Here is a 19669-nt window from a genome sequence, read left to right on the forward strand (position 1 = left end):
CCGATGGCTGACAACACCGCAAACTCCGGTTTCATGAACAACCCGGTCGTCAAGTGGATCGAGTACCGCCTGCCGGTCTTCTCCACCCTCGATCACATGGTCGGCTCGCAGTATCCGACGCCGAAGAATCTCAGTTACTGGTGGAACTTCGGTTCGCTCGCCGGCCTCTGCCTGGTGATCCAGATCCTCACCGGTATCGTGCTGGTGATGCATTACACCCCGCATACCACGCTGGCTTTCGACTCCGTCGAGCACATCATGCGCGACGTGAATTACGGCTGGCTGCTGCGTTACATGCATGCCAATGGCGCCTCGATGTTCTTCATCGTGGTCTACATCCATATCTTCCGCGGCCTCTACTACGGATCCTACAAGTCGCCGCGCGAGATCCTGTGGTTCCTGGGCCTGATCATCTTCCTGCTGATGATGGCAACCGCCTTCATGGGCTATGTGCTGCCGTGGGGCCAGATGAGCTTCTGGGGCGCCACCGTCATCACCAACCTGTTCTCGGCCTTCCCGATCGTCGGCGAACCGATCGTGACCTGGCTGTGGGGGGGCTTTGCGGTCGACAACCCGACCCTGAACCGCTTCTTCTCGCTGCATTACCTGCTGCCGTTCGTGATCGTCGGCATCGTGATCCTGCATGTCCTGGCGCTGCACCAGCATGGCTCGAACAATCCGATGGGTATCGACACCAAGGGGCCGCAGGACCGCATCCCGTTCCATCCCTACTACACGATCAAGGATGCGTTCGGCGTTGGCGTCTTCCTGATCTTCTTCGCGCTGGTGCTGTTCTACTTCCCGAACGTGCTGGGGCACCCGGACAACTACGTGCCGGCCAACCCGCTGGTCACGCCGGCCCATATCGTGCCGGAATGGTACTTCCTGCCGTTCTACGCGATCCTGCGTTCGGTTCCCGACAAACTGGGCGGCGTGCTGCTGATGTTCGGTGCGATCCTGATCCTGTTCCTGCTGCCATGGCTGGATACCAGCAAGGTGCGCTCGGCCAAGTTCCGGCCGATCTACAAGCAGCTGTTCTGGGTCTTCGTGCTCGTCTGTGCCCTCCTGACCTGGGCGGGCGGCAAGCCGGCCGAGGGCTATTACCTGATCGTCGCCCGGTTCTGCACGGCTTACTACTTCCTGCATCTTCTGGTGCTGATGCCGCTGGTCGGCTGGTTCGAGAAGCCGCTGAAGCTGCCGTCATCGATCAGCGAGCCGGTTCTGGCTTCGGACAAAGCGTAAGGCGGGGGAACCAACATGATCAGCAAATCGATGCGCGCCATCGTTGCCGCCCTCGTCATCGGTGCCACCGCCCCGGCCCTGGCTGCTGGCGACGCGCCGAAGCCACCGGCCCAGAACTGGAGCTTCAAGGGGCCGTTCGGCACCTTTGACCGCGCCGAACTGCAGCGCGGCTATCAGGTCTACAAGGAAGTCTGCGCCGCCTGCCATAGCATGAAGTATGTGGCATTCCGCAACCTGCGCGACATTGGCTTCTCGGAAGCCGAAGTGAAGGCGCTGGCAGCCACCTTCGAGGTCACCGATGGCCCGAACGATGCCGGCGACATGTTCCAGCGGCCCGGTCTGCCGCAGGACAAGTTCCCGTCGCCCTTCCCGAACGAGAAGGCGGCGCGGGCATCCAATGGCGGCGCCTATCCGCTGGACCTGTCGCTGATCGCCAAGGCGCGCGGTCATGGCTATGACGGCGATGGCGCGGACTACCTCCGGGCGCTGCTGACCGGCTATCAGGATGCCCCGGCCGGCTTCGCGCTGGGCGAGGGTCTGAGTTACAACGCATATTTCCCTGGCCATCAGATCGCGATGCCGAAGCCGCTGAATGAAGATCAGGTAACCTATGCCGATGGCACCAAGGCGACGGTCGAGCAGATGGCGCATGACGTGTCGGCCTTCCTGACATGGGCGGCCGAGCCGAAACTGGAAGAGCGCAAGCGGATGGGCTTCAAAGTCATCATTTTCCTGCTTGTGCTGACCGGCCTGTTCTTCGCGGCCAAGAAGCGCATCTGGGCCAAGCTGCACTAACCGGCCCATATCCGGGCAAAAGGCCGCCGGAAACGGCGGCCTTTTTTGTTGCGCTGCGGCAGGGGGTTTGCTTAAGTCGCGCGCGGGATTCCGGCCGGTTCGTGGTAACCGGAACAACAGGACAGCGAATCATGGCTGCAAAAGCGAAGAAAAAAGTATCCGCGAAAGGTCTGACCGGAAAGCGGGGGAAGAAGAGCGCTGCCGCCAAGGCCGCCACGGGGAAGACGGCGCGGACGGCAGCGAAAAAGCCTGTCGCGGGGAAAGCAGCGCGTCGGAAAATGGCAACGGTTCCGCGCCCCCATGTGGCAAAGTCCGGCGATCCGGTGCGTATCGGCGTGCTGGGCGGCAGTGGCCTCTACGGCATGCCCGGCCTGAAGAATACCGTCTGGCGCAAGGTGGCGACTCCCTGGGGCGACCCGTCGGATGAACTGCTGTTCGGCCGGCTGGGCGATGTCGAACTGGTCTTTCTGCCGCGTCACGGCCGCGGCCATGTGCATTCGCCGTCCGAGGTCAATTACCGCGCCAATATCGATGCGCTGAAACGGGTCGGCTGCCACGATGTGATCTCGGTCTCGGCCTGCGGCTCGTTCAAGGAGGCCCTGGCGCCGGGCAGTTTCGTGATCGTCGACCAGTTCATCGACCGGACCTTCATGCGGCAGAAAAGCTTCTTCGGCACCGGTCTGGTGGCACATGTCTCGGCGGCGCATCCGGTCTGCGGCCGCCTCGGCGATGCGCTGGAGGTGGCGGCAAAGGAAGCCGGCATTCCTGTCCAGCGCGGTGGCACCTATCTGTGCATGGAGGGCCCGCAATTCTCCACCCAGGCGGAAAGCTTCCTGTACAAGAGCTGGGGCTGCGATGTGATCGGCATGACCAACGCGCCGGAGGCCAAGCTCGCCCGCGAGGCTGAGCTCTGCTATGCCTCGGTCGCCATGGTGACGGATTACGATTGCTGGCATCCCGACCATGACCATGTCGACGTTGCTGCGGTGATCCGCGTGCTGCTCGACAATGCCGAAAAGGGGCAGGACCTGGTGGCGAAGGTGGCGCCGCACCTGCGCAACCGGCCGCAGCACTGTCCGCAGGGCTGCGATACGGTGCTCGATACCGCACTCATCACCGCTCCGGAAAAACGCGACCCGGCGCTCCTCAAGAAACTCGACGCGGTCGCAGGCCGCATTCTCCGCGCCTGACAGGCGCGACCGACACAGAAGGATTGGCCGCAGCATGCAGGGAATCAGGGACAAGATCCGGTCCATTCCGGATTATCCGAAGCCGGGCATCATCTTCCGTGATATCACCACCTTGCTGCAGGACGCCCGCGGCTTCCGCAAGACGGTCGACGAAATGGTGCAGCCGTTCGCCGGCACCCGCATCGACAAGGTGGTCGGCATTGAGGCGCGGGGGTTCATTCTCGGCGGGGCCCTTGCCCATCAGCTGTCGATCGGTTTCGTGCCGGTGCGCAAGCGCGGCAAGCTGCCCTACAAGACGCTGGCGCAGGAATACCAGCTGGAATACGGCACCGACTCGATGGAGATCCATGTCGACGCAATCCAGCCGGGCGAACAGATCCTGATCGTCGACGACCTGATTGCCACCGGCGGCACTGCTGAGGCGGCGATCAAGCTGATCCGTGCTCACCAGGGCGTGGTGATCGGCTGTTCGTTCATCGTCGATCTGCCGGAACTGGGCGGCCGCAAGCGCCTGGAGGCGCTGGACGTGAAGGTGCTGACCCTGTGCGAATTCGACGGGCATTGAGCGCGAGGCGGATGGGAGCCGCGTCATGGCGCATCATCTGACCGGCATCGACCATACCCTGCTTGCCGCCGCCGATCTCGAGGCGGCCCGCGAGACATACCGGCGGCTCGGCTTCACGCTGACACCGCGCGGCCGGCATGTCGGCTGGGCGACCGGCAATTACTGCATCATGTTCCCGCAGAACTATGTCGAACTGCTGGGCATCGCCGAACCGGGCGGCTATACCGCCGGTCTGGAGGAGATGCTGGCCGCCCGCGGCGAGGGGGTGCACAAGATCATCCTGGGTACCGGCGACGCAATGGCGGCCCGGGCCTCGCTTGCCGCTGCCGGTTTCGATCCGTCGGAGCCACAGAGCCTGTCGCGTGCGCTGGAACTGCCCGAGGGCGAAGTGATGCCGTCTTTCACGCTGGTACATCTGCCGGCTGCGGCAACGCCGGGCCTGTCGATGTTCCTGGTCCAGCATCTGACCCCGGACCTGCTGCGCCGGCCGGACTGGCTGGTGCATCCGAATGGTGCCGAGACCCTTGCCGGCGTGGTGGTGGTGGTCGACGAGCCGGTGGCACTGGAAGGCCCCTACGAGCGCCTGCTGGGGGCCGGCAACGCAGTGCGGACCGACCGCATGGTGGCGGCACGGGTCGGCCGCGAGAGCATCCTGTTCGTCACCCAGGACGACCTTTCGACCCTGTTTCCGGATCTCGACCACGCCGAGCGGGCGACACCCTATGTGGCCGGCATGCGTTTCCGGGTGCATAATCCCGACGCGGCTGCGGTGTGGCTGAAGACGGCGGGCGTGGACCACGTGCGCAGCCTGGACGGCACCGTGCTGGTGCCGGCCGAAGCAGCCCATGGCTGCTTCCTGGAATTCAGCAGCCGGCAGTAGACCGGCTGCAAGGCATCCCTCAGAGACAGGCCTCAAAAAAGGCCAGCGTGCGGCGCCGGGCGGTGGTGGCCGCAGTGGCATCGTAGGTTGCGCGCTGGTCGCAGTTGAAGCCGTGATCCGCCGCATATACGTGGGTAACGATGCCGGGGTGTTTCGCCCGCAGCTCATCGGCGAGGCCGACCGGAATCATCGAATCCCGGGCGCCGAAATGCAGCATGGCCGGGCAGCGCGGGGCACGGTCGGCCAGTTCCGCCCAGGGGCCACCGTAATAGCCAACCGATGCATCGAGGCCCGGCAGTTCCGCTGCGGCCAGCCAGGTCACTCCGCCGCCATAGCAGTAGCCGACCGTGCCGACCCGTCCGGCGCTGCCGGCGGCAGCCACGGCAATGGCGACATCGGCCATGCAGGGGGCCCATTGCATCTGGCCGCGCAGGGCACGGCCTTTCGCCACGTCGTCGCCGGCATAACCGAGATCCACGCCGCGCTCGATGCGGTCGAACAGGGCCGGGGCAACGCAGTAATAGCCATCGGCGGCAAAACCGTCGGCAACGGCGCGGATATGGCCGTTGACGCCGAAAATCTCCTGTATCACGACAATGCCGCCCTTCGGCGTGCCCTTCGGTTCGGCGATATAGGCCTGAAAGCGGTGGCCGTCGGCGGCGGTCAGGTCGGTCATGCTGCCCATGATTGGATCACTCCTGCTGGCTGGCCGGATTACGCAAGCGCATCAGGCCGATGCTGGTGAAGGCCATGACCAGCTCGCCTTTCTGGTTGAAGACTTCGACACGAAACCGGGCCGAGCCGATGCCCGGCCGGCTTTTCGACGGTGACTTCTCAAGGCAGGTCATGCGTGCCCGTATGGTATCGCCCGGGCGCACCGGTTTCAGCCAGGACAGGTCGTCAAAGCCGGGCGAGCCGAGGCTGGCTTCGAGATCGATGGCGGAATCGACCAGCAGGCGCATCACCGTGGCCGCCGTGTGCCAGCCAGACGCCACCAGGCCGCCGAAGCTGCTCTGCTGTGCGGCCTCTGGGTCGATATGGAAAGGCTGGGGATCGAACTGCCGGGCAAAGGCGATGATGGCAGCTGCGTCGAATGTGTGGCTGCCGGTTTCGCGCGCGGCACCGACGGCGATATCCTCGAAATACTGCATGGTCAGGCCCCTGCCGCTGCGGAAGCCGCAGGACGGCGGCGATACATGCCCTTGCCGATCATCGTCAGTACCGGCTCGCCCTTCTGGTTGCGCATCTCGTAGCGGGTCAGGATGACGCCGCGGTCCGGCTTCGACCGCGAAGGCTTCACCTCCAGAACCTCGCCGCGCAGATGCAGGGTATCGCCCGGGAAAACCGGCTTCAGCCAGCGCAGCTGGTCGACGCCCGGTGAGCCCATGCTGGCATATTCGCCAATCATATGGTCGACCATCAGGCGCATCATGATGCCGATGGTGTGCCAGCCGGAAGCACAAAGGCCGCCAAACAGCGACTGCCTGGCGGCCTCCTTGTCGAGATGGAAGGGCTGCGGATCGTAGGCGCGGGCAAAAGCGATAATTTCTTCCTCGCTGACCTGACGCGGCGGAAACTCGGTGACCTGCCCGACGGCGAAATCCTCCAGATATTTCATCTTTTCTCTTATGTATTGAAGCGGAAGTGCATGACGTCGCCATCCTGCACGATGTAGTCCTTTCCTTCCAGCCGCAATTTTCCGGCATCGCGGGCGCCGGCCTCGCCCTTGCCGGCCACGTAGTCGGCATAGGCAATGGTTTCGGCGCGGATGAAGCCCTTCTCGAAATCGGTGTGGATCACGCCGGCGGATTCGGGGGCTTTCGCGCCTTTGCGCACGGTCCAGGCGCGCGCCTCCTTGGGGCCGACGGTGAAGAAGGTGAGCAGGCCGAGCAGGCCGTAGCCGGCACGGATCACGCGGGCGAGGCCAGTTTCCTTCAGGCCGAGATCGGCAAGGAAGGCGCTTTTCTCCTCGTCGCTGTCCAGCTGTGCGACTTCGGCCTCGATCGCGGCCGAGATCACCACCATCGCGGCACCCTCGGCATCGGCTTTGGCCTTCACCCGGGCCGAGAAGGCATTGCCCTCGGCGGCCGAGGCCTCTTCGACATTGCAGACATACAGCACCGGCTTGGCCGTGATCAGCATCAGTTCCTTGTACAGGCGCTGTTCATCTTCGGTCGGCTTGACGCTGCGGGCCGGTTTGCCGTCACGCAGGGCCACCAGCACCTTTTCCATCACGGCGAGGCGGGCTTTTTCTTCCTCGTTCCCCTGCTTGGCGCGTTTGGTGGTCTGCTCGACGCGGCGCTCCAGGCTTTCAAGGTCAGACAGCATCAGCTCGGTTTCCACCGTCTCGGCATCGGCAACCGGATCGACCTTGCCCTCGACATGGGTGATGTCGCCATCCTCGAAGCAGCGCAGCACATGGCAGATCGCGTCCACTTCGCGGATATGTGCCAGGAACTGGTTGCCAAGGCCTTCGCCTTTCGAGGCCCCGCGCACCAGGCCGGCAATGTCGACGAAAGTCAGCTGGGTCGGAATGATCTTCTGCGATCCGGCAATCTGCGCCAGCACATCGAGGCGCTCGTCGGGGACGCCGACCAGGCCGGTATTCGGCTCGATGGTGCAGAAGGGATAGTTCGCTGCCTGCGCTGCTGCCGTCTGCGTCAGGGCATTGAACAGGGTCGACTTGCCGACATTGGGCAGGCCTACGATGCCGCACTTGAAACCCATCTTACTCTTCCTTCGGTTTTGTCGGTTTGGGTGGCTGCAGGCGCAGCGCGACCCTGGTCATGAAGCCGGCATCGTCTCCGCGTGCCAGATAGCCTGCTTCGACAGCCATCGCTTCCAGCAGCGGGTCGAGCCATGCATGCTCGTCAGTATGGAAATTCTGCAGCACGTACCCCAGCACGCGGTCCTTGCCGGGATGGCCGATACCGATCCGCAGGCGGCGGTAATCCGGGCCGATCGCCGCATCCACCGAGCGCAGGCCGTTATGGCCGGCGTGGCCGCCGCCGGTCTTCATGCGGATCTTGCCGGCCGCCAGGTCCAGTTCGTCATGCAGGACGACGACTTGCTGCGGCGGAATCTTGAAGAAATGCGCAGCTTCGCCGACCGCCTTGCCCGACAGGTTCATGTAGGTCTGTGGCTTCAGGATGAGCGTCTTGGTTCCGGCGAGTACGCCTTCTGCCAGATCGCCCTGGAAGCGTTTGCGGAAGGGCTGGAAATTGTGCTGTTCGGCAATGGCGTCAACCGCCATGAAGCCGACATTGTGGCGCTGCCGCTTATGCTCGGGGCCAGGATTGCCCAGTCCGACGAGAAGCAGCATGGCCGATCATCAGGTTCAGTGGGAGAGGGCAGGGCTGGCGCACCGGGATGCGCCAGCCCCGTTCGTCACTTCTTGGCGGCCGGCTTGGCTTCGGCAGCCTTGGCAGCCGGAGCAGCGGCGCCCGCAGCCGGGGCTGCAGCAGCCTCGGCCGCAACGGCCTTCTCGTCTTCCTTGGTCGGCGCGGCGATGGTCGCAACGGTGAAGTCGCGATCCTGGATCACCGGCTTGATGCCGTCGGGAAGAGCGAAGGCCGAGATGTGGATCGAATGGCCGATCTCCATACCGGCCAGGCTGATCGAGATGCTCTCCGGAATGGTGTCCGGCTGGCAGAAGAACTCGACCTCGTGGCGCACGATGTTCAGCACGCCGCCCTTCTTGATGCCCGGGCTCTGGTCCTGATCGAGGAAGTGCACAGGGATGAAGATACGGACCCGCGAACCCTTGCCGATGCGCTGGAAGTCGACATGGATCGGCCGGTCGGAAACCGGATCGAGCTGCACGTCGCGGGCCAGCACACGCTCGGCCTTGCCCCCGAACTCGACATTGAACAGGCGCGAGAAGAAGTTGCCCTTGTTGAGCTCCTTCAGCAGATCGCGGCCGTCGATGGAAATCAGTTCCGGGGTCTGCTTCTCGCCATAGATGACCCCCGGCACGCGGCCCTTCAGCCGCGTTGCACGGGCGGTCCCCTTGCCGGCCCTCGACCTCGCCTCGGCGGCGATGGTGGTTACGTCACGCATGATTGCGCTCCTTCGCTAGATACGGATCCGGCACCATGCCGGCCCCGTTTCCGGCGCCGGCCTCCAGGGGTGCCGCGCGCCGAAACTCTGAAACTCGTCAGTCGAACAGGCTGGAAACCGAAGTCTCCTCGCTGATCCGGCGCATCGCTTCGCCGATCAGCGGTGCGATCGACACCTGGCGGATGTTGCGCGCCAGGCGGACCGCTTCGGTCGCCAGGATCGAGTCGGTGATGACCAGGCCTTCCAGCTGGCTGGCGGTGACGCGGGCGACCGCGCCGCCCGACAGCACGCCATGGGTCACATAGGCATAGACGGACTTTGCGCCATGTTTCTTCAGCGCCTCGGCGGCGTTGCACAGGGTGCCGGCGGAGTCGACGATGTCGTCGACCAGGATGCAGCGGCGGCCTTCAACATCGCCGATGATGTTCATCACCTCCGACACGCCGGCCTTTTCGCGGCGCTTGTCGACGATGGCAAGGTCGGCATCCAGCCGCTTGGCGATGTTGCGCGCACGGACCACACCACCGACATCCGGCGAAACCACCATCAGGTCATCGCCCTGCAGGTGCTGCTTGATGTCGGCGGTCAGTACCGGGCCGGCCATCAGGTTATCCGTGGGAATGTCGAAGAAGCCCTGGATCTGTCCGGCATGCAGGTCGAGGGTCAGTACGCGGTTGGCGCCTGCCGCCGTCACCAGGTTGGCGACCAGCTTGGCCGAGATCGGGGTGCGCGGCCCGGGTTTGCGATCCTGGCGGGCATAGCCGAAATAGGGCAGCACGGCGGTGATGCGGCGGGCCGACGAGCGCTTCAGCGCGTCGATGCAGACCAGCAGCTCCATCAGATGGTCATTGGCGGGATAGGAGGTCGACTGGATGACGAACACATCCTCGCCACGGACGTTTTCGTGAATCTCGACGAAAACCTCCATATCCGAGAACCGGCGCACGCTGGCTTTGGCAAGCGGGACGGACAGATACGCCGCAATGGCTTCCGCCAGCGGACGATTGGAATTACCCGCCAAAACTTTCATGACTGAGCTCTGTGGATGCCGGACCGGGGGGAGAAAACCGGCGCGGACTATAACTGCCGGGGGCGCCCCTGTAAACCGTGAATAATCAATAGATTTCAGGGTCTTGTGGGGTTGTTCGACCGTTCTGCCGCAGGGCCGGCCGGGGCGGCTGCGGCCGGCCGGGATTCGAGGATCTCGCGCAGCCCCTGCCAGCCGCCCTGGGCGATGATATGGGCGGTCTGCCCCCAGGCACCGGCCAGCTGGCCTTTCGGGATGCGGTTGGCCTGTTTCACCTCACCCAGCCGGGTTCCGTCAGCGGCCAGAAGGGCCCATTCGATGGTCACCCGCTCCGAGTCCGGACCGTCTGCCCAGACCCGGATGTTGCAGGAAACCAGGTAATCGGCACTGGCCGGATCGGCGACCGGGGGGCGGTTGGACAGGATCAGCAGTTCCCGCATGGCCTGGCGCAGAGCGCGGTTGCCGTCGCCCGGCGCCCCGTCGCAATCCAGCACCCCGAGGCGCTGGCTGGCCGGGTCGACCATGGCGGCCGGCAGATCCGGCAGCAGGGCCGGTACAATGGTTGCCGCCATGGCCTCGGCCAGCTGCCTGCGGTCGGCCGGATTTCCGGCGGCGGCCAGCGGCAGGGCGCGGCGCAGCGGCAGGGGCGGGCCGCTTTTGTCGGTCCGCCCATCCCTGTCGAGCCGCCAGCGCCAGACCGGACCGGCGGCGGAAGGCTCGATGGTGACGATCAGGTCGGCCGACAGCAGGTTGCGGGCGCCGGCAGTGGCGGGAATTTCGCGGTTGCCGAGGACAGTGGCGAGCTCGGCGGCCATCATTGCCCCCTGATCGGCCGGCAGGCCGGTCACCGGAGGAATGAAGACACTGGCTTCGCCGATCGGCTGGATCAGCACATTGGCGGCCGGCCCTTTCGAAGCCGGCCGGAAGGGTTGGGGCAGGGGCTGGCAGGCGGCGAATGCCAGCACAACCAGCAGAATACCGGCGCGGACCGGAAATGCCTTAACCGATGACACAGCTCACCATCATGCCCAGAAGGAAGATCGCCAGAAAGAAAAACAGATGTGGCATTGTCCGGAAACCGGCAGCACGGGTCTGTTACGACGGTAACAGTATGGCCGAAATCTGCCGGCCGTAATCGGATTCGCCGGCCAGCGTGGTCCGCCGGTAGCTGAAGAACCGCTGCGGGTCGGCGCAGGTATCGAGGCCAAGATCCTCGGCAGCGATGCCAGCCCGCTGCAATCGCATCATTACATAGCCCGGCAGGTCGAACTGCCAGTGTCCGGGCCGGCGGCCGGCCGCGAAGAAGCGGCCGTTGTCCGCGGCGGCCTGGAGAAAGCTGTCGCGGAAAGGGTCGCTGATTTCATAGGAGGTCTGCCGGATCGTCGGGCCGACCGCGGCGCGGATACGGGGGCGGGCGGCGCCCAGCGCTTCCATCGCGGCGATCGTGGCATCGGTGACGCCGGCCAGTGCGCCACGCCAGCCGGCATGGCAGGCGCCGATCACGCCGGCGGTCGCGTCGGCGAACAGTACGGGCGTGCAGTCAGCCGCCAGGACACCGAGGGCCAGGCCGGGTGTGGCGGTAACGATGCCATCGGCCTTCGGCCGCTGGCCGGGATCATAGCCGGGTCCCGCCGTCACCACCTCGGTGCCATGCACCTGGTAGAGAGTGGCGAGGCCGGACGTGGCGCCAAGATACGCGGCCACGCGGGCGCGGTTCTCCGCCACGGCGGCCGGATCATCCTGCGATCCCGGGCCGCAATTCAGCGACGCATAGATGCCGCCCGAGACGCCGCCGCGCCGGGTGAAAAAACCATGCGGCAGTCCGGCAAGCGACGCGGCAGCCAGCGGGGCAGGGCCGTCGTGGTCGGATTTGCGCAGCGGGGCGGTCATGAGAATCCTGCCGGTTGCGGGGCCTCGGGCGCCGTCAGCGCCATCACCTTGAACAGGGTGCCCATCTCCTCGGGAGCGGTCAACCGCTGCAGGTCGCGGTCGATATCCGCCGCCTTGCCGGGCGCAGCCTGCTGTTTCAGCTTTGCGGCGCGCATGCTGATGCCGAGCGAGGCGAGGAAAGCACCCTGGCCGACCGGACCCCAGACGCCAGCGCCCCCACGCTGGGCGGCGCGGGCAAAGGAGATGAAGTCGACATGGGCCGTCAAATCGGCAAGGCCCGGCTGGGCCAGCGGGTCGGCATAGGCATGGCGGAATACCGCCTGCAGGGTTTCGCCGAAGCCGGGCCTGTCATAGCCGTAGTCGATGAACAGGGCCGCGCCGCCCTGCTTGCGCAGCCGGGCGGCGATCTCGCTTGCCACCGCCCGCACCGCGGGACTCGATTCGACAATCACGCCGTGTGGCGCATCGCGCAGTTCCGGCGGCAGCAGCTCCTCGAAGGGCAGGCTGCGCGGATCGAGCATGAAACACAGGCTGCTGCCGTCCCCGGCCAGTGCGATGCGACGCTCGTGCCAGCCGCCGTCGTCGCCACGCTGGAACTGCCGTACCGGCAGCGCATCGAGGAATTCATTGGCCAGCACGATCACCGGTGCATCGGTCGGCAGGGCGGCAATATCGTCATGCCATTGCGCCATCTCGCCGGCCAGCAGCCGGTGCTGCATCTCGCGCAGACGTTCCGATGCTTCCACCAGCAGCGGCTGCGCTGCCCTGCGGAAGGCGGGCAGGGCGCGGGCAGCACGCAGGGCATCCCGCATCAGCGTTCCGCGGCCGGGGCCGAGTTCGACCAGATAGCAGCGGTCGGGGCAACCGAGCTTCTGCCAGTAATCGGCAGCCCACAGGCCAAGCAGCTCGCCGAACATCTGGCTGATTTCCGGTGCGGTGACAAAGTCGCCGCCGAGGCCGATGGCCTCGCGGGTGCGGTAATAGCCATGCTCCGGATGCAGCAGGCAATCCGCCATGAAGGCGGCCACGGTGATCGGTCCTTCGGCGGCGATCCGCCGCTGCAGGACCGGCAGCAGCGGTGCCGTTACGCCGCCGGCCTGCGCGCCGTCCACCAGACCACTCCCAGGCCCAGCAATACCATCGGCAGCGACAGCCACTGGCCCATGGTGGTGCCGCCGATCAGATAGCCGATCTGCGCATCGGGCTGGCGGAACAGTTCGCCGATGATGCGTGCCACGCCGTAGCCGGCCACGAAAACACCCGACAGCATGCCGGGCCGGTCGATCATGCGGGTGTTCCAGCGCAGCAGGTTGAGCAGCAGGAACAGCGCCAGGCCTTCCATGCCGGCCTGGTAGAGCTGGCTGGGATGGCGGGGCAGGGGGCCGGCCGCATCGCCGGGGAACACCATGGCCCAGGGCACATCATGGGCGACGCGGCCCCACAATTCGCCGTTGATGAAATTGGCGATGCGGCCGAAGAACAGGCCGACCGGGGCGACGCAGGCAATGATGTCGGTGAAGGCGAGGAAGGGGATGGCCTGCAGCCGGCAATAGGCCAGCATCGCCAGCGTCACACCGAGAATGCCGCCATGGAAAGACATGCCGCCATGCCAGACGGCGAATATCTGCAGGGGGTTCTCGATGTAATATCCGAGATTGTAGAACAGCACATAGCCGATGCGGCCGCCGAGCACGACCCCGAGCGTGGCCCAGAGCAGGAAGCCGTCGACCTGCGCCGGCAGCACGGAACTTTCCGGGCGGCCGGCGATGCGCATGGCCATGCGCCAGCCGGCCACCAGCCCGACGATATAGGCCAGTGCATACCAGCGCACGGCAAACGGCCCGATGGCGAAAATGACCGGGTCGATCACCGGGAAGGTCATGACGGGCAGGGTGGTGGAGAACAGCATCACTCTTCGGTGCCGTCCTCGGCGAGATTGCGGGGGCGCAGGGTCGGGAAGGCAATGACTTCGCGGATGGTCGGCGAGTTGGTCAGCAGCATCGCCAGCCGGTCGATGCCGATGCCAAGGCCGCCCATCGGCATCATGCCGGCAGCCTGTGCCTTCAGGAAATCCTCGTCGATGCGATGCGCCTCGTCGTCGCCGCCGTCTCGCTGGCTCTGCTGGTCCTCGAAGCGGGCACGCTGCTCCAGCGGGTCCGCCAGCTCGGAGAAGGCGTTGGCGATTTCCCAGGTGTTGCAGAAGGTCTCGAACCGCTCGGCAATGTCCGGGTTGGCGTGGTTGGCCTTGGCCAGGGGCGAGATCGCCTTGGGCAGGGCCACCACATGGGTCGGCTGGATCAGGTTCGGTTCGACGAAATGCTCGAAACAGGCCTCCACCACCTTGCCCCAGCTTGCTTTTGGGTCGACCGGCACGCCGGCGGCCTTGGCTGCCGCGCGGGCCTGCGCATCGTCGAGGCCGTCCAGCTTCACCTTGCCGTGTTCCTCGATCAGGCCGAGCATGGTGGCGCGACGGAAGGGTGGGGTGAAGTCGATCTCGTGTTCGCCGAAGGTGACTTTCGTGCCGCCGGTGGCGGCAATGGCGGCGGCGGCGATGGTGCGCTCGGCGATGTCCATCATGTCCTCGTAATCGGCATAGGCCTGATAGAGTTCCATGGTGGTGAATTCGGGATTGTGGCGCGGCGAGATGCCCTCGTTGCGGAAGCAGCGGTTGATCTCGAACACCTTTTCGCTCAGGCCCCCGATCACCAGCCGCTTCAGGTGCAGCTCCGGCGCGATGCGCATGTAAAGCGGGATGTCCAGCGCGTTGTGATGGGTCTGGAACGGACGGGCAATGGCCCCCCCCGGAATGCTGTGCAGCATCGGCGTCTCGACCTCGAGAAAGCCCTTGCCGGTCAGGAACTGGCGCACCGTCTGGATCACGCGGAAGCGGGTGCGCAGGGTCTGGCGGCTTTCTTCGTTGCCGATCAGGTCGTATTCGCGGTGGCGGTAGCGCTGCTCGACATTCTTCAGGCCGTGCCATTTCTCGGGCGGCGGCTCCAGCGCCTTGGCCAGCACCACGATTTCCTGGCTGTCGACCGTGATCTCGCCGCGCTTGGTGCGCCGCACGGTGCCGCGCACGCCGATGATGTCGCCGAGATCGAGCGCCTTCATCACGTCGGCCAGCCGGCCCTGCACGTCTTCCTTCGCCGAGTAGACCTGCAGCTTCACGGTATCATCGACCAGGTCGATGAACATGCCGCTGTTGCGGATCGCCATGACACGTCCGGCCACGGCCACGGTGTCTTCCGTGCGCTCGTCCGGCTGCAGATGGGCATATGCCTCGTGCACGGCGGCATTCTTGTGCGATTTGGGGAATTTCGGCGCGTTGTACGGATCGAGGCCGAGGCTGCGCAGCTGCTGCAGCTTGGCTTCGCGGTTGGCACGCTCGCCGGCGGCCTCGGCCGGGGCGGAAGTCTTGGGGGTCTGCTCGGTCACGATGGATCTGGTCTGGCGCTGGACGGTCTGCACAATTGCGGGCGGACCCTAGCATCGCCCCCCCCGCTTTCCAACAGGCCGGGGCGATTTACACGGCCCGCCATGCTGCAGAAAACGCGGCGAATCCTGTGGATAGCAGGTGCCGGCGCTTGCAGTGGCGGGGCTGGGCGGCCATATCGGTGAGACCACGCCGTTCCGGAGTCGCGCCATGCAGACTGACAACCGCCTTCTCGACGATCTGGCCCGCATCGCCGCCGGTGCCATGGGCACGCTGCAGGGGGCCAAAGGCGAGGTCGAACAGGTGATCCGGCAGCGGCTGGAGCGGGTTCTGGCCGATATGGACCTGGTCGGCCGCGAGGAATTCGAGACCGTGAAGGCCATGGCTGCCGCGGCCCGCGAAGAGAATATCCGCCTGGCCGAGCGTCTGGCCGCTTTGGAGGCGAAGCTGGCCGATCGCGGCTAAGGCCGGGTCTATCCACAGCTTTTCATGAATTTTTCGTAAATCCGGGCTTGCACCGCCAGATACTGCCGCATACTCTAAATCTATGGTGCGTTTCGTATCACGACACCTACATCTATGGTCCGCCGAGGGGATGGGGGCATACTCGGCGCGGGAGGCTGCCGCCTCCGCCAGGGGCCGGATTTCCATCCAGATGACCGAGCAGACCAGCCCGCATTCCAGCCACCAGACCAGCCTGCCGGCTGTTCCGCACAACCAGGATTTCCCGCCGGGAATGATCGCAACCGGGCCACTCGCCGAGAACCGGCCTGCCGCACAGGGGGAGCGTTAAGCGCATGCGGACTCTGACCGAAATCGAGACCACTGGACGTCTGAACCCGCTGGATCTGGTCGAGCAGATCGTTGGCGAGCATGAATGGCCGTTTGACCGTCAGGGCACGGACGAACTGACGGTCGGTGTGTCCGGCCGGTATTGCGAACACCAGATGTGGTTTTCCTGGCGCGAGGAGCTGGGCGCGCTCAGCTTCACCTGCGCTTTCGACATGAAGGTGCCGGCCAACCGGCGCCGCGACCTGCATTCCCTGCTGGCCTACGTGAACGAGAAGGCCCTGATCGGCCATTTCGACTACTGGGTCGAGGAGGGCATGGTGGTGTTCCGCCAGGCCCTGCTGCTGCGCGGCGGCCTGGGCGCCACCACCGAGCAGATCGAGGACCTGATGGAAATCGGCCTGTCGGAATGCGAGCGCTTCTTCCCGGCCTTCCAGTTCCTGGTCTGGGGTGGCCGCACACCCGAGGATGCTGTGGCTGCCGCCATGTTCGAATGCGTCGGCGAGGCCTGATCGCCGGTTACTCCTCCGGCGTGCGTTCCGGTATGAGCGGGCAGTCACGGTCGCTCCCGCTGATCTGACCGCTTTTTGGCGTGACGATCGCCCAGTCGATCTGGAAGCGTGTATCCGGCACGGCACGGGGCGGCGGTGTCAGTGCGAAAGCCGGCTGCTGGATAAGCTGGGGGAACAGGGCCTGGTAGGATGCCGGCATGCTGCCGCCCGTGAGTGCCGGCTGCCAGACAACGACGGCCCCGCAATGGCGCAGCTGGACAAGATCGATCCATGGCGCCCTCTGCACGTCACCCTCGGTAAAGGCCTGCGGCTGGTCAGGTGAATAGAATGTGATATTGCCGGCCAGCCACAAATCCCCGACGACATAGCGCAGCGGCAGGCCCGTTTGCTGCCGGAACCGCCCGGTGATCTCCTGTGCCAGGGCCTCGCCGGGAAAGGTGACCCGCTTGTTGCGGTGCAGAATCTGCGGCCCCCAGGTGACGGCAACGGCAAAAACAAGAAGCGGCGTGGCGTAAAGTACGGGCCAGATGCCCAATGCCCGGCGGGCGCCGTGATTGCTGATGCGGTGGCGTATCAGCAGGACTGCCAGCAGGGGCGCGGCAAGCCACAGCGGCGCGCCCCACATGTCGCGCAATTCGCGACCCGACAGAATGGCGCTGGCGGCAACAAAGGGAACCGGGGCCGCTGCCACCAGCAACAGGTAGCGCCTGGCAAGGACCGCGATGCGCCCGGCCGGCGGCTGGTCGGCGCAGGGGGTCCGGGGGCGCAGGAAGATCGTCAGTCCAAGCAGCAGGATCGCCGGCAGGGCGGCGAAGAGCTGGGAGATCATGAAGCGCACCGGTTCAATGATGCGGGGCAGGCCGTCAAGATGTCCGGAACGCTGGTCGATATATTTAACCGAAATGAAATCGGTCGAGACCAGCCAGACCAGATGCGGCAGCAGAATTCCGGTGCCAATGGCGACAGCCAGATAGGGGCCGGGACTCCGCCACTGGCGGCGGATCTCCGGTGTCCACAGGGCGAAGATGCCGATGGCAAGCAGGTGGATTGCCACGGAGTACCGCGACAGCATGCCCAGGCCGGCAACGAGGCCGAAAACCGCCCAGTCCGTCATGCGCTCTTCGGTCGCGGCCGTAAAGAAGAAGGAGATGGCCAGTGCCGAGAAGGCTATCTGAAGGATGATGGGGTTGAATTCGGGCGTGGGGTAGCCGAAATGGTAGACGACAGCCGTGGCCAGCAGCGCGATAGCCGCATCGCGGGGCGGCAGAAACCGGCCAGCCAGGCGGCCGATGGCCCAATAGGCAATGACGATCGACAGCTGGCTACACAGCAGTGCCGGCAGCAGGCTGCCGGGGAAAAGCTCGGTACCGATACCGACCATCCAGGCGAAGAGCGGCGGCCCCTTGTGATAGCCCCACTGGAACTGGTGGCCCCAGATAGCTCCCTCGATCACATCAAGCGGCGCATTGGGCAGGGCGAAGTATGGCACCAGTGTCCAGCCCGCAAGCTGCAACACCATCAGGCCTGGCAGTACTGCCTGCCAGCCACTCATCCTGTTCATGTTATTAGGTACCGATCCCCCGATGTCCCCGCCCCTTATTGAACGACATGCAGGTCCCTGTACAGGGCAAAGTTTGTGCACTATCGGTTGTTCGGTATGGGGCTAAATCTCCGGAGGAATATCGCCGATGACGAAAATACTTCTGGTCGGTTGCGGCAAGATGGGTGGCGCTTTGCTGGCCGGCTGGGTGCGAAGCGGAACTCCGGCAGCTGACATCGTGGTGGTCGAGCCGAATCCGGTGTCCGGCCTGCCCGCCGGCCTGTTGCAGGTGGCGGCAGCGGAGGCTGTTCCCGGTGCTTTCGTGCCCGACATCGTGATGCTGGCGGTCAAGCCGCAGGCCATGGACGCCGCCGCGCCGGCCTATGCCGGCTACGCCGCCCAGGGCGCCTGCTTCCTGTCGATCGCGGCCGGCAAGACGCTGGCCGGCCTCAATGCCCTGCTGGGCGGCAATGCCGCCATTGTGCGCTCGATGCCGAACACGCCGGCTGCTGTGGGCCGCGGCATCACCGTCTGCTGTGCCGGACCGGGTGTGACAGCTGCGCAGCGGGATGCCTGTCAGACCCTGCTGGAAGCCGTCGGCGAGGTTGGCTGGGTCGGGGATGAGGCTCTGATCGACGCGGTGACGGCCGTTTCCGGTTCCGGACCGGCCTATGTCTTCTGGCTCACCGAATGCCTCGCCGCGGCCGGTGAAAAAGCCGGCCTCGATTCCGCTCTCAGCGCGCGGCTGGCCCGTGCCACCGTGTTCGGGGCCGGCGAACTGATGCGTCAGAGTCCCGACAGTCCGGCACAACTGCGCAAGAATGTAACCAGCCCGAATGGCACCACCCAGGCAGCCTTGGATGTGCTGATGGCGGCGGACGGCCTCGGGCCCCTGATCGGGCGGGCAGTGGCCGCCGCCGCCCGGCGTTCGCGCGAGCTGGCCGGCTGACAGGGTTGCTCTTGGCCGCGGCGCTCCCCAGATTAGAGGGCAGACCGATGGAGGCTCGCCATGGCGAAAACGGCGCAGCGCAGGACCCGGCGTAACGCGGATCAGGATAAGACAGGACAGACCGGCGCGGATCCGGTCGACGCAATGCTCGATCTGGTGGCAGCGGAAGGCTGGCGGCCGGTGACCCTGGCGCGGATTGCCGAAGCCAGTGGATTATCGCTCGCCGATCTCTACCGGCAATATGGGTCAAAGAACGACCTGCTGACAGCTTATGCCCGGCGCATCGATGCCGCGATGCTGGCGGCGCTGGGCGGCGGCGCGGTCGCGGATACTGCCGAGGCTGCCAAGGACCGTCTGTTCGAGGCGGTCATGGCGCGGCTCGACGCACTGGCGCCGCGTAAGCCGGCGATCCGGGCGCTGGTCCGCGAACTGCCTGCCGATCCGGCCGCACTGCTCTGTTTCCTGCAGGGCGGTCTGCGCCGCGGCATCGACTGGACGCTGGCCGCGGCCGGGCTGGAAGATCCGGGGCTGCAGGGCATCCTGCGCCGCAAGCTGCTGGGCCTGGTCTATCTTGACACGCTGCGGGTCTGGCTGCGCGATGACAGTGCTGATCTGGCGGCGACGATGGCTCATCTCGACAGGCGGCTGAGCCGCAGCATCGGGCTTCTCCGCCGGCGGGGATTTTTCTCGCAATTGCGGGATAGATTTGCGCAATAAATGACAAATATGTTTATTTGCAAATAGTTATAAAATTGTGCAGTGCAGCAATTTCAATTGACGGCCTGCATTTACACAGCT

The 19669-nt window shown here is 65.3% G+C and carries 23 protein-coding genes; 10 read left to right on the forward strand and 13 right to left on the reverse strand.

Features of this window, described 5'->3' with window-relative positions; genetic code table 11:
• Nucleotides 1–3 precede the first annotated feature (3 nt).
• From ACEQZY_RS02355 to ACEQZY_RS02375, 5 genes are all read left to right on the forward strand, one after another.
• On the forward strand, nucleotides 4–1242 hold the full coding sequence (locus ACEQZY_RS02355) for a cytochrome b N-terminal domain-containing protein (RefSeq protein WP_341702724.1): 1239 nt from the start codon (nucleotides 4–6) through the stop codon (nucleotides 1240–1242).
• Nucleotides 1243–1257: 15 nt separating this feature from the next.
• Nucleotides 1258–2037 (forward strand): cytochrome c1, encoded by a 780-nt coding sequence (locus ACEQZY_RS02360; RefSeq protein ID WP_370151981.1) that lies wholly within the window; start codon nucleotides 1258–1260, stop codon nucleotides 2035–2037.
• A gap of 278 nt (nucleotides 2038–2315) precedes the next feature.
• Nucleotides 2316–3227, forward strand: coding sequence for an S-methyl-5'-thioadenosine phosphorylase (locus ACEQZY_RS02365; RefSeq protein ID WP_341702722.1), 912 nt, complete (start codon nucleotides 2316–2318; stop codon nucleotides 3225–3227).
• Nucleotides 3228–3261: 34 nt separating this feature from the next.
• The gene (locus tag ACEQZY_RS02370; protein WP_341702721.1) at nucleotides 3262–3792 is read left to right on the forward strand and encodes an adenine phosphoribosyltransferase; all 531 of its coding nucleotides are present in this window, start codon (nucleotides 3262–3264) and stop codon (nucleotides 3790–3792) included.
• A gap of 25 nt (nucleotides 3793–3817) precedes the next feature.
• Nucleotides 3818–4672: a VOC family protein gene (locus ACEQZY_RS02375; protein WP_341702720.1), complete on the forward strand. Its 855-nt coding sequence runs from the start codon at nucleotides 3818–3820 to the stop codon at nucleotides 4670–4672.
• A gap of 19 nt (nucleotides 4673–4691) precedes the next feature.
• Here the strand turns inward: ACEQZY_RS02375 and ACEQZY_RS02380 are convergent, their stop codons facing one another.
• From ACEQZY_RS02380 to lysS, 12 genes are all read right to left on the reverse strand, one after another.
• On the reverse strand, nucleotides 4692–5357 hold the full coding sequence (locus ACEQZY_RS02380) for a dienelactone hydrolase family protein (RefSeq protein ID WP_341702719.1): 666 nt from the start codon (nucleotides 5355–5357) through the stop codon (nucleotides 4692–4694).
• Nucleotides 5358–5364: 7 nt separating this feature from the next.
• Nucleotides 5365–5823, reverse strand: coding sequence for a MaoC family dehydratase (locus ACEQZY_RS02385; protein WP_370151985.1), 459 nt, complete (start codon nucleotides 5821–5823; stop codon nucleotides 5365–5367).
• A 2-nt stretch (nucleotides 5824–5825) separates the two neighbouring features.
• Nucleotides 5826–6290 carry a MaoC family dehydratase gene (locus ACEQZY_RS02390; protein WP_341702717.1) on the reverse strand — a complete coding sequence of 155 codons (465 nt, stop codon included), beginning with the start codon at nucleotides 6288–6290 and terminating at the stop codon, nucleotides 5826–5828.
• Between the two features lie 8 nt (nucleotides 6291–6298).
• Nucleotides 6299–7399 (reverse strand): redox-regulated ATPase YchF, encoded by a 1101-nt coding sequence (gene ychF, locus ACEQZY_RS02395; protein WP_341702716.1) that lies wholly within the window; start codon nucleotides 7397–7399, stop codon nucleotides 6299–6301.
• 1 nt (nucleotide 7400) lies between these two features.
• Nucleotides 7401–7994 carry an aminoacyl-tRNA hydrolase gene (pth, locus tag ACEQZY_RS02400; RefSeq protein ID WP_341702715.1) on the reverse strand — a complete coding sequence of 198 codons (594 nt, stop codon included), beginning with the start codon at nucleotides 7992–7994 and terminating at the stop codon, nucleotides 7401–7403.
• A 65-nt stretch (nucleotides 7995–8059) separates the two neighbouring features.
• On the reverse strand, nucleotides 8060–8731 hold the full coding sequence (locus ACEQZY_RS02405; RefSeq protein WP_341702714.1) for a 50S ribosomal protein L25/general stress protein Ctc: 672 nt from the start codon (nucleotides 8729–8731) through the stop codon (nucleotides 8060–8062).
• Between the two features lie 97 nt (nucleotides 8732–8828).
• Nucleotides 8829–9761, reverse strand: coding sequence for a ribose-phosphate pyrophosphokinase (locus tag ACEQZY_RS02410; protein ID WP_341702713.1), 933 nt, complete (start codon nucleotides 9759–9761; stop codon nucleotides 8829–8831).
• Nucleotides 9762–9856: 95 nt separating this feature from the next.
• Nucleotides 9857–10771 (reverse strand): hypothetical protein, encoded by a 915-nt coding sequence (locus ACEQZY_RS02415; RefSeq protein WP_370151989.1) that lies wholly within the window; start codon nucleotides 10769–10771, stop codon nucleotides 9857–9859.
• 82 nt (nucleotides 10772–10853) lie between these two features.
• A complete protein-coding gene (gene pgeF / locus ACEQZY_RS02420) occupies nucleotides 10854–11648 on the reverse strand; it encodes a peptidoglycan editing factor PgeF (protein WP_341702711.1) in 795 nt (264 codons plus the stop codon).
• Nucleotides 11645–12760: a class I SAM-dependent methyltransferase gene (locus ACEQZY_RS02425; protein ID WP_370151992.1), complete on the reverse strand. Its 1116-nt coding sequence runs from the start codon at nucleotides 12758–12760 to the stop codon at nucleotides 11645–11647. Before ACEQZY_RS02425 ends, pgeF begins: the two co-directional genes overlap by 4 nt.
• Nucleotides 12733–13557, reverse strand: coding sequence for a prolipoprotein diacylglyceryl transferase (lgt, locus tag ACEQZY_RS02430; protein WP_341702748.1), 825 nt, complete (start codon nucleotides 13555–13557; stop codon nucleotides 12733–12735). Before lgt ends, ACEQZY_RS02425 begins: the two co-directional genes overlap by 28 nt.
• Nucleotides 13557–15083: a lysine--tRNA ligase gene (gene lysS, locus ACEQZY_RS02435; RefSeq protein WP_370151994.1), complete on the reverse strand. Its 1527-nt coding sequence runs from the start codon at nucleotides 15081–15083 to the stop codon at nucleotides 13557–13559. The genes lgt and lysS overlap by 1 nt, the downstream gene beginning before the upstream one ends.
• Nucleotides 15084–15222: 139 nt before the next feature.
• Between lysS and ACEQZY_RS02440 the strand changes: the two genes are divergently transcribed.
• The 3 genes from ACEQZY_RS02440 (at nucleotide 15223) to ACEQZY_RS02450 (ending at nucleotide 16382) form a co-directional block, all read left to right on the forward strand.
• Nucleotides 15223–15546, forward strand: coding sequence for an accessory factor UbiK family protein (locus tag ACEQZY_RS02440; RefSeq protein ID WP_341702708.1), 324 nt, complete (start codon nucleotides 15223–15225; stop codon nucleotides 15544–15546).
• Nucleotides 15547–15736: 190 nt separating this feature from the next.
• Entirely contained in the window at nucleotides 15737–15874 is a 138-nt protein-coding gene (locus ACEQZY_RS02445; protein ID WP_341702707.1) for a hypothetical protein, read from the forward strand.
• 4 nt (nucleotides 15875–15878) lie between these two features.
• Entirely contained in the window at nucleotides 15879–16382 is a 504-nt protein-coding gene (locus ACEQZY_RS02450; protein WP_341702706.1) for a YbjN domain-containing protein, read from the forward strand.
• 7 nt (nucleotides 16383–16389) lie between these two features.
• On the opposite strand, the gene ACEQZY_RS02455 is transcribed toward ACEQZY_RS02450, so the two are convergent.
• The gene (locus ACEQZY_RS02455; protein WP_370151998.1) at nucleotides 16390–17943 is read right to left on the reverse strand and encodes a glycosyltransferase family 39 protein; all 1554 of its coding nucleotides are present in this window, start codon (nucleotides 17941–17943) and stop codon (nucleotides 16390–16392) included.
• A gap of 127 nt (nucleotides 17944–18070) precedes the next feature.
• Here ACEQZY_RS02455 and proC point away from each other — a divergent pair, with 127 nt between their 5' ends.
• Together proC and ACEQZY_RS02465 are read left to right on the forward strand one after the other, a co-directional pair.
• Nucleotides 18071–18871, forward strand: a complete 801-nt coding sequence (gene proC, locus ACEQZY_RS02460; RefSeq protein ID WP_341702704.1) for a pyrroline-5-carboxylate reductase — start codon at nucleotides 18071–18073, stop codon at nucleotides 18869–18871.
• Nucleotides 18872–18931: 60 nt separating this feature from the next.
• Entirely contained in the window at nucleotides 18932–19588 is a 657-nt protein-coding gene (locus ACEQZY_RS02465; protein WP_370152001.1) for a TetR family transcriptional regulator, read from the forward strand.
• Nucleotides 19589–19669: the final 81 nt, after the last annotated feature.

This window comes from Ferrovibrio sp., assembly GCF_964218355.1.
GTDB lineage: Bacteria > Pseudomonadota > Alphaproteobacteria > Ferrovibrionales > Ferrovibrionaceae > Ferrovibrio.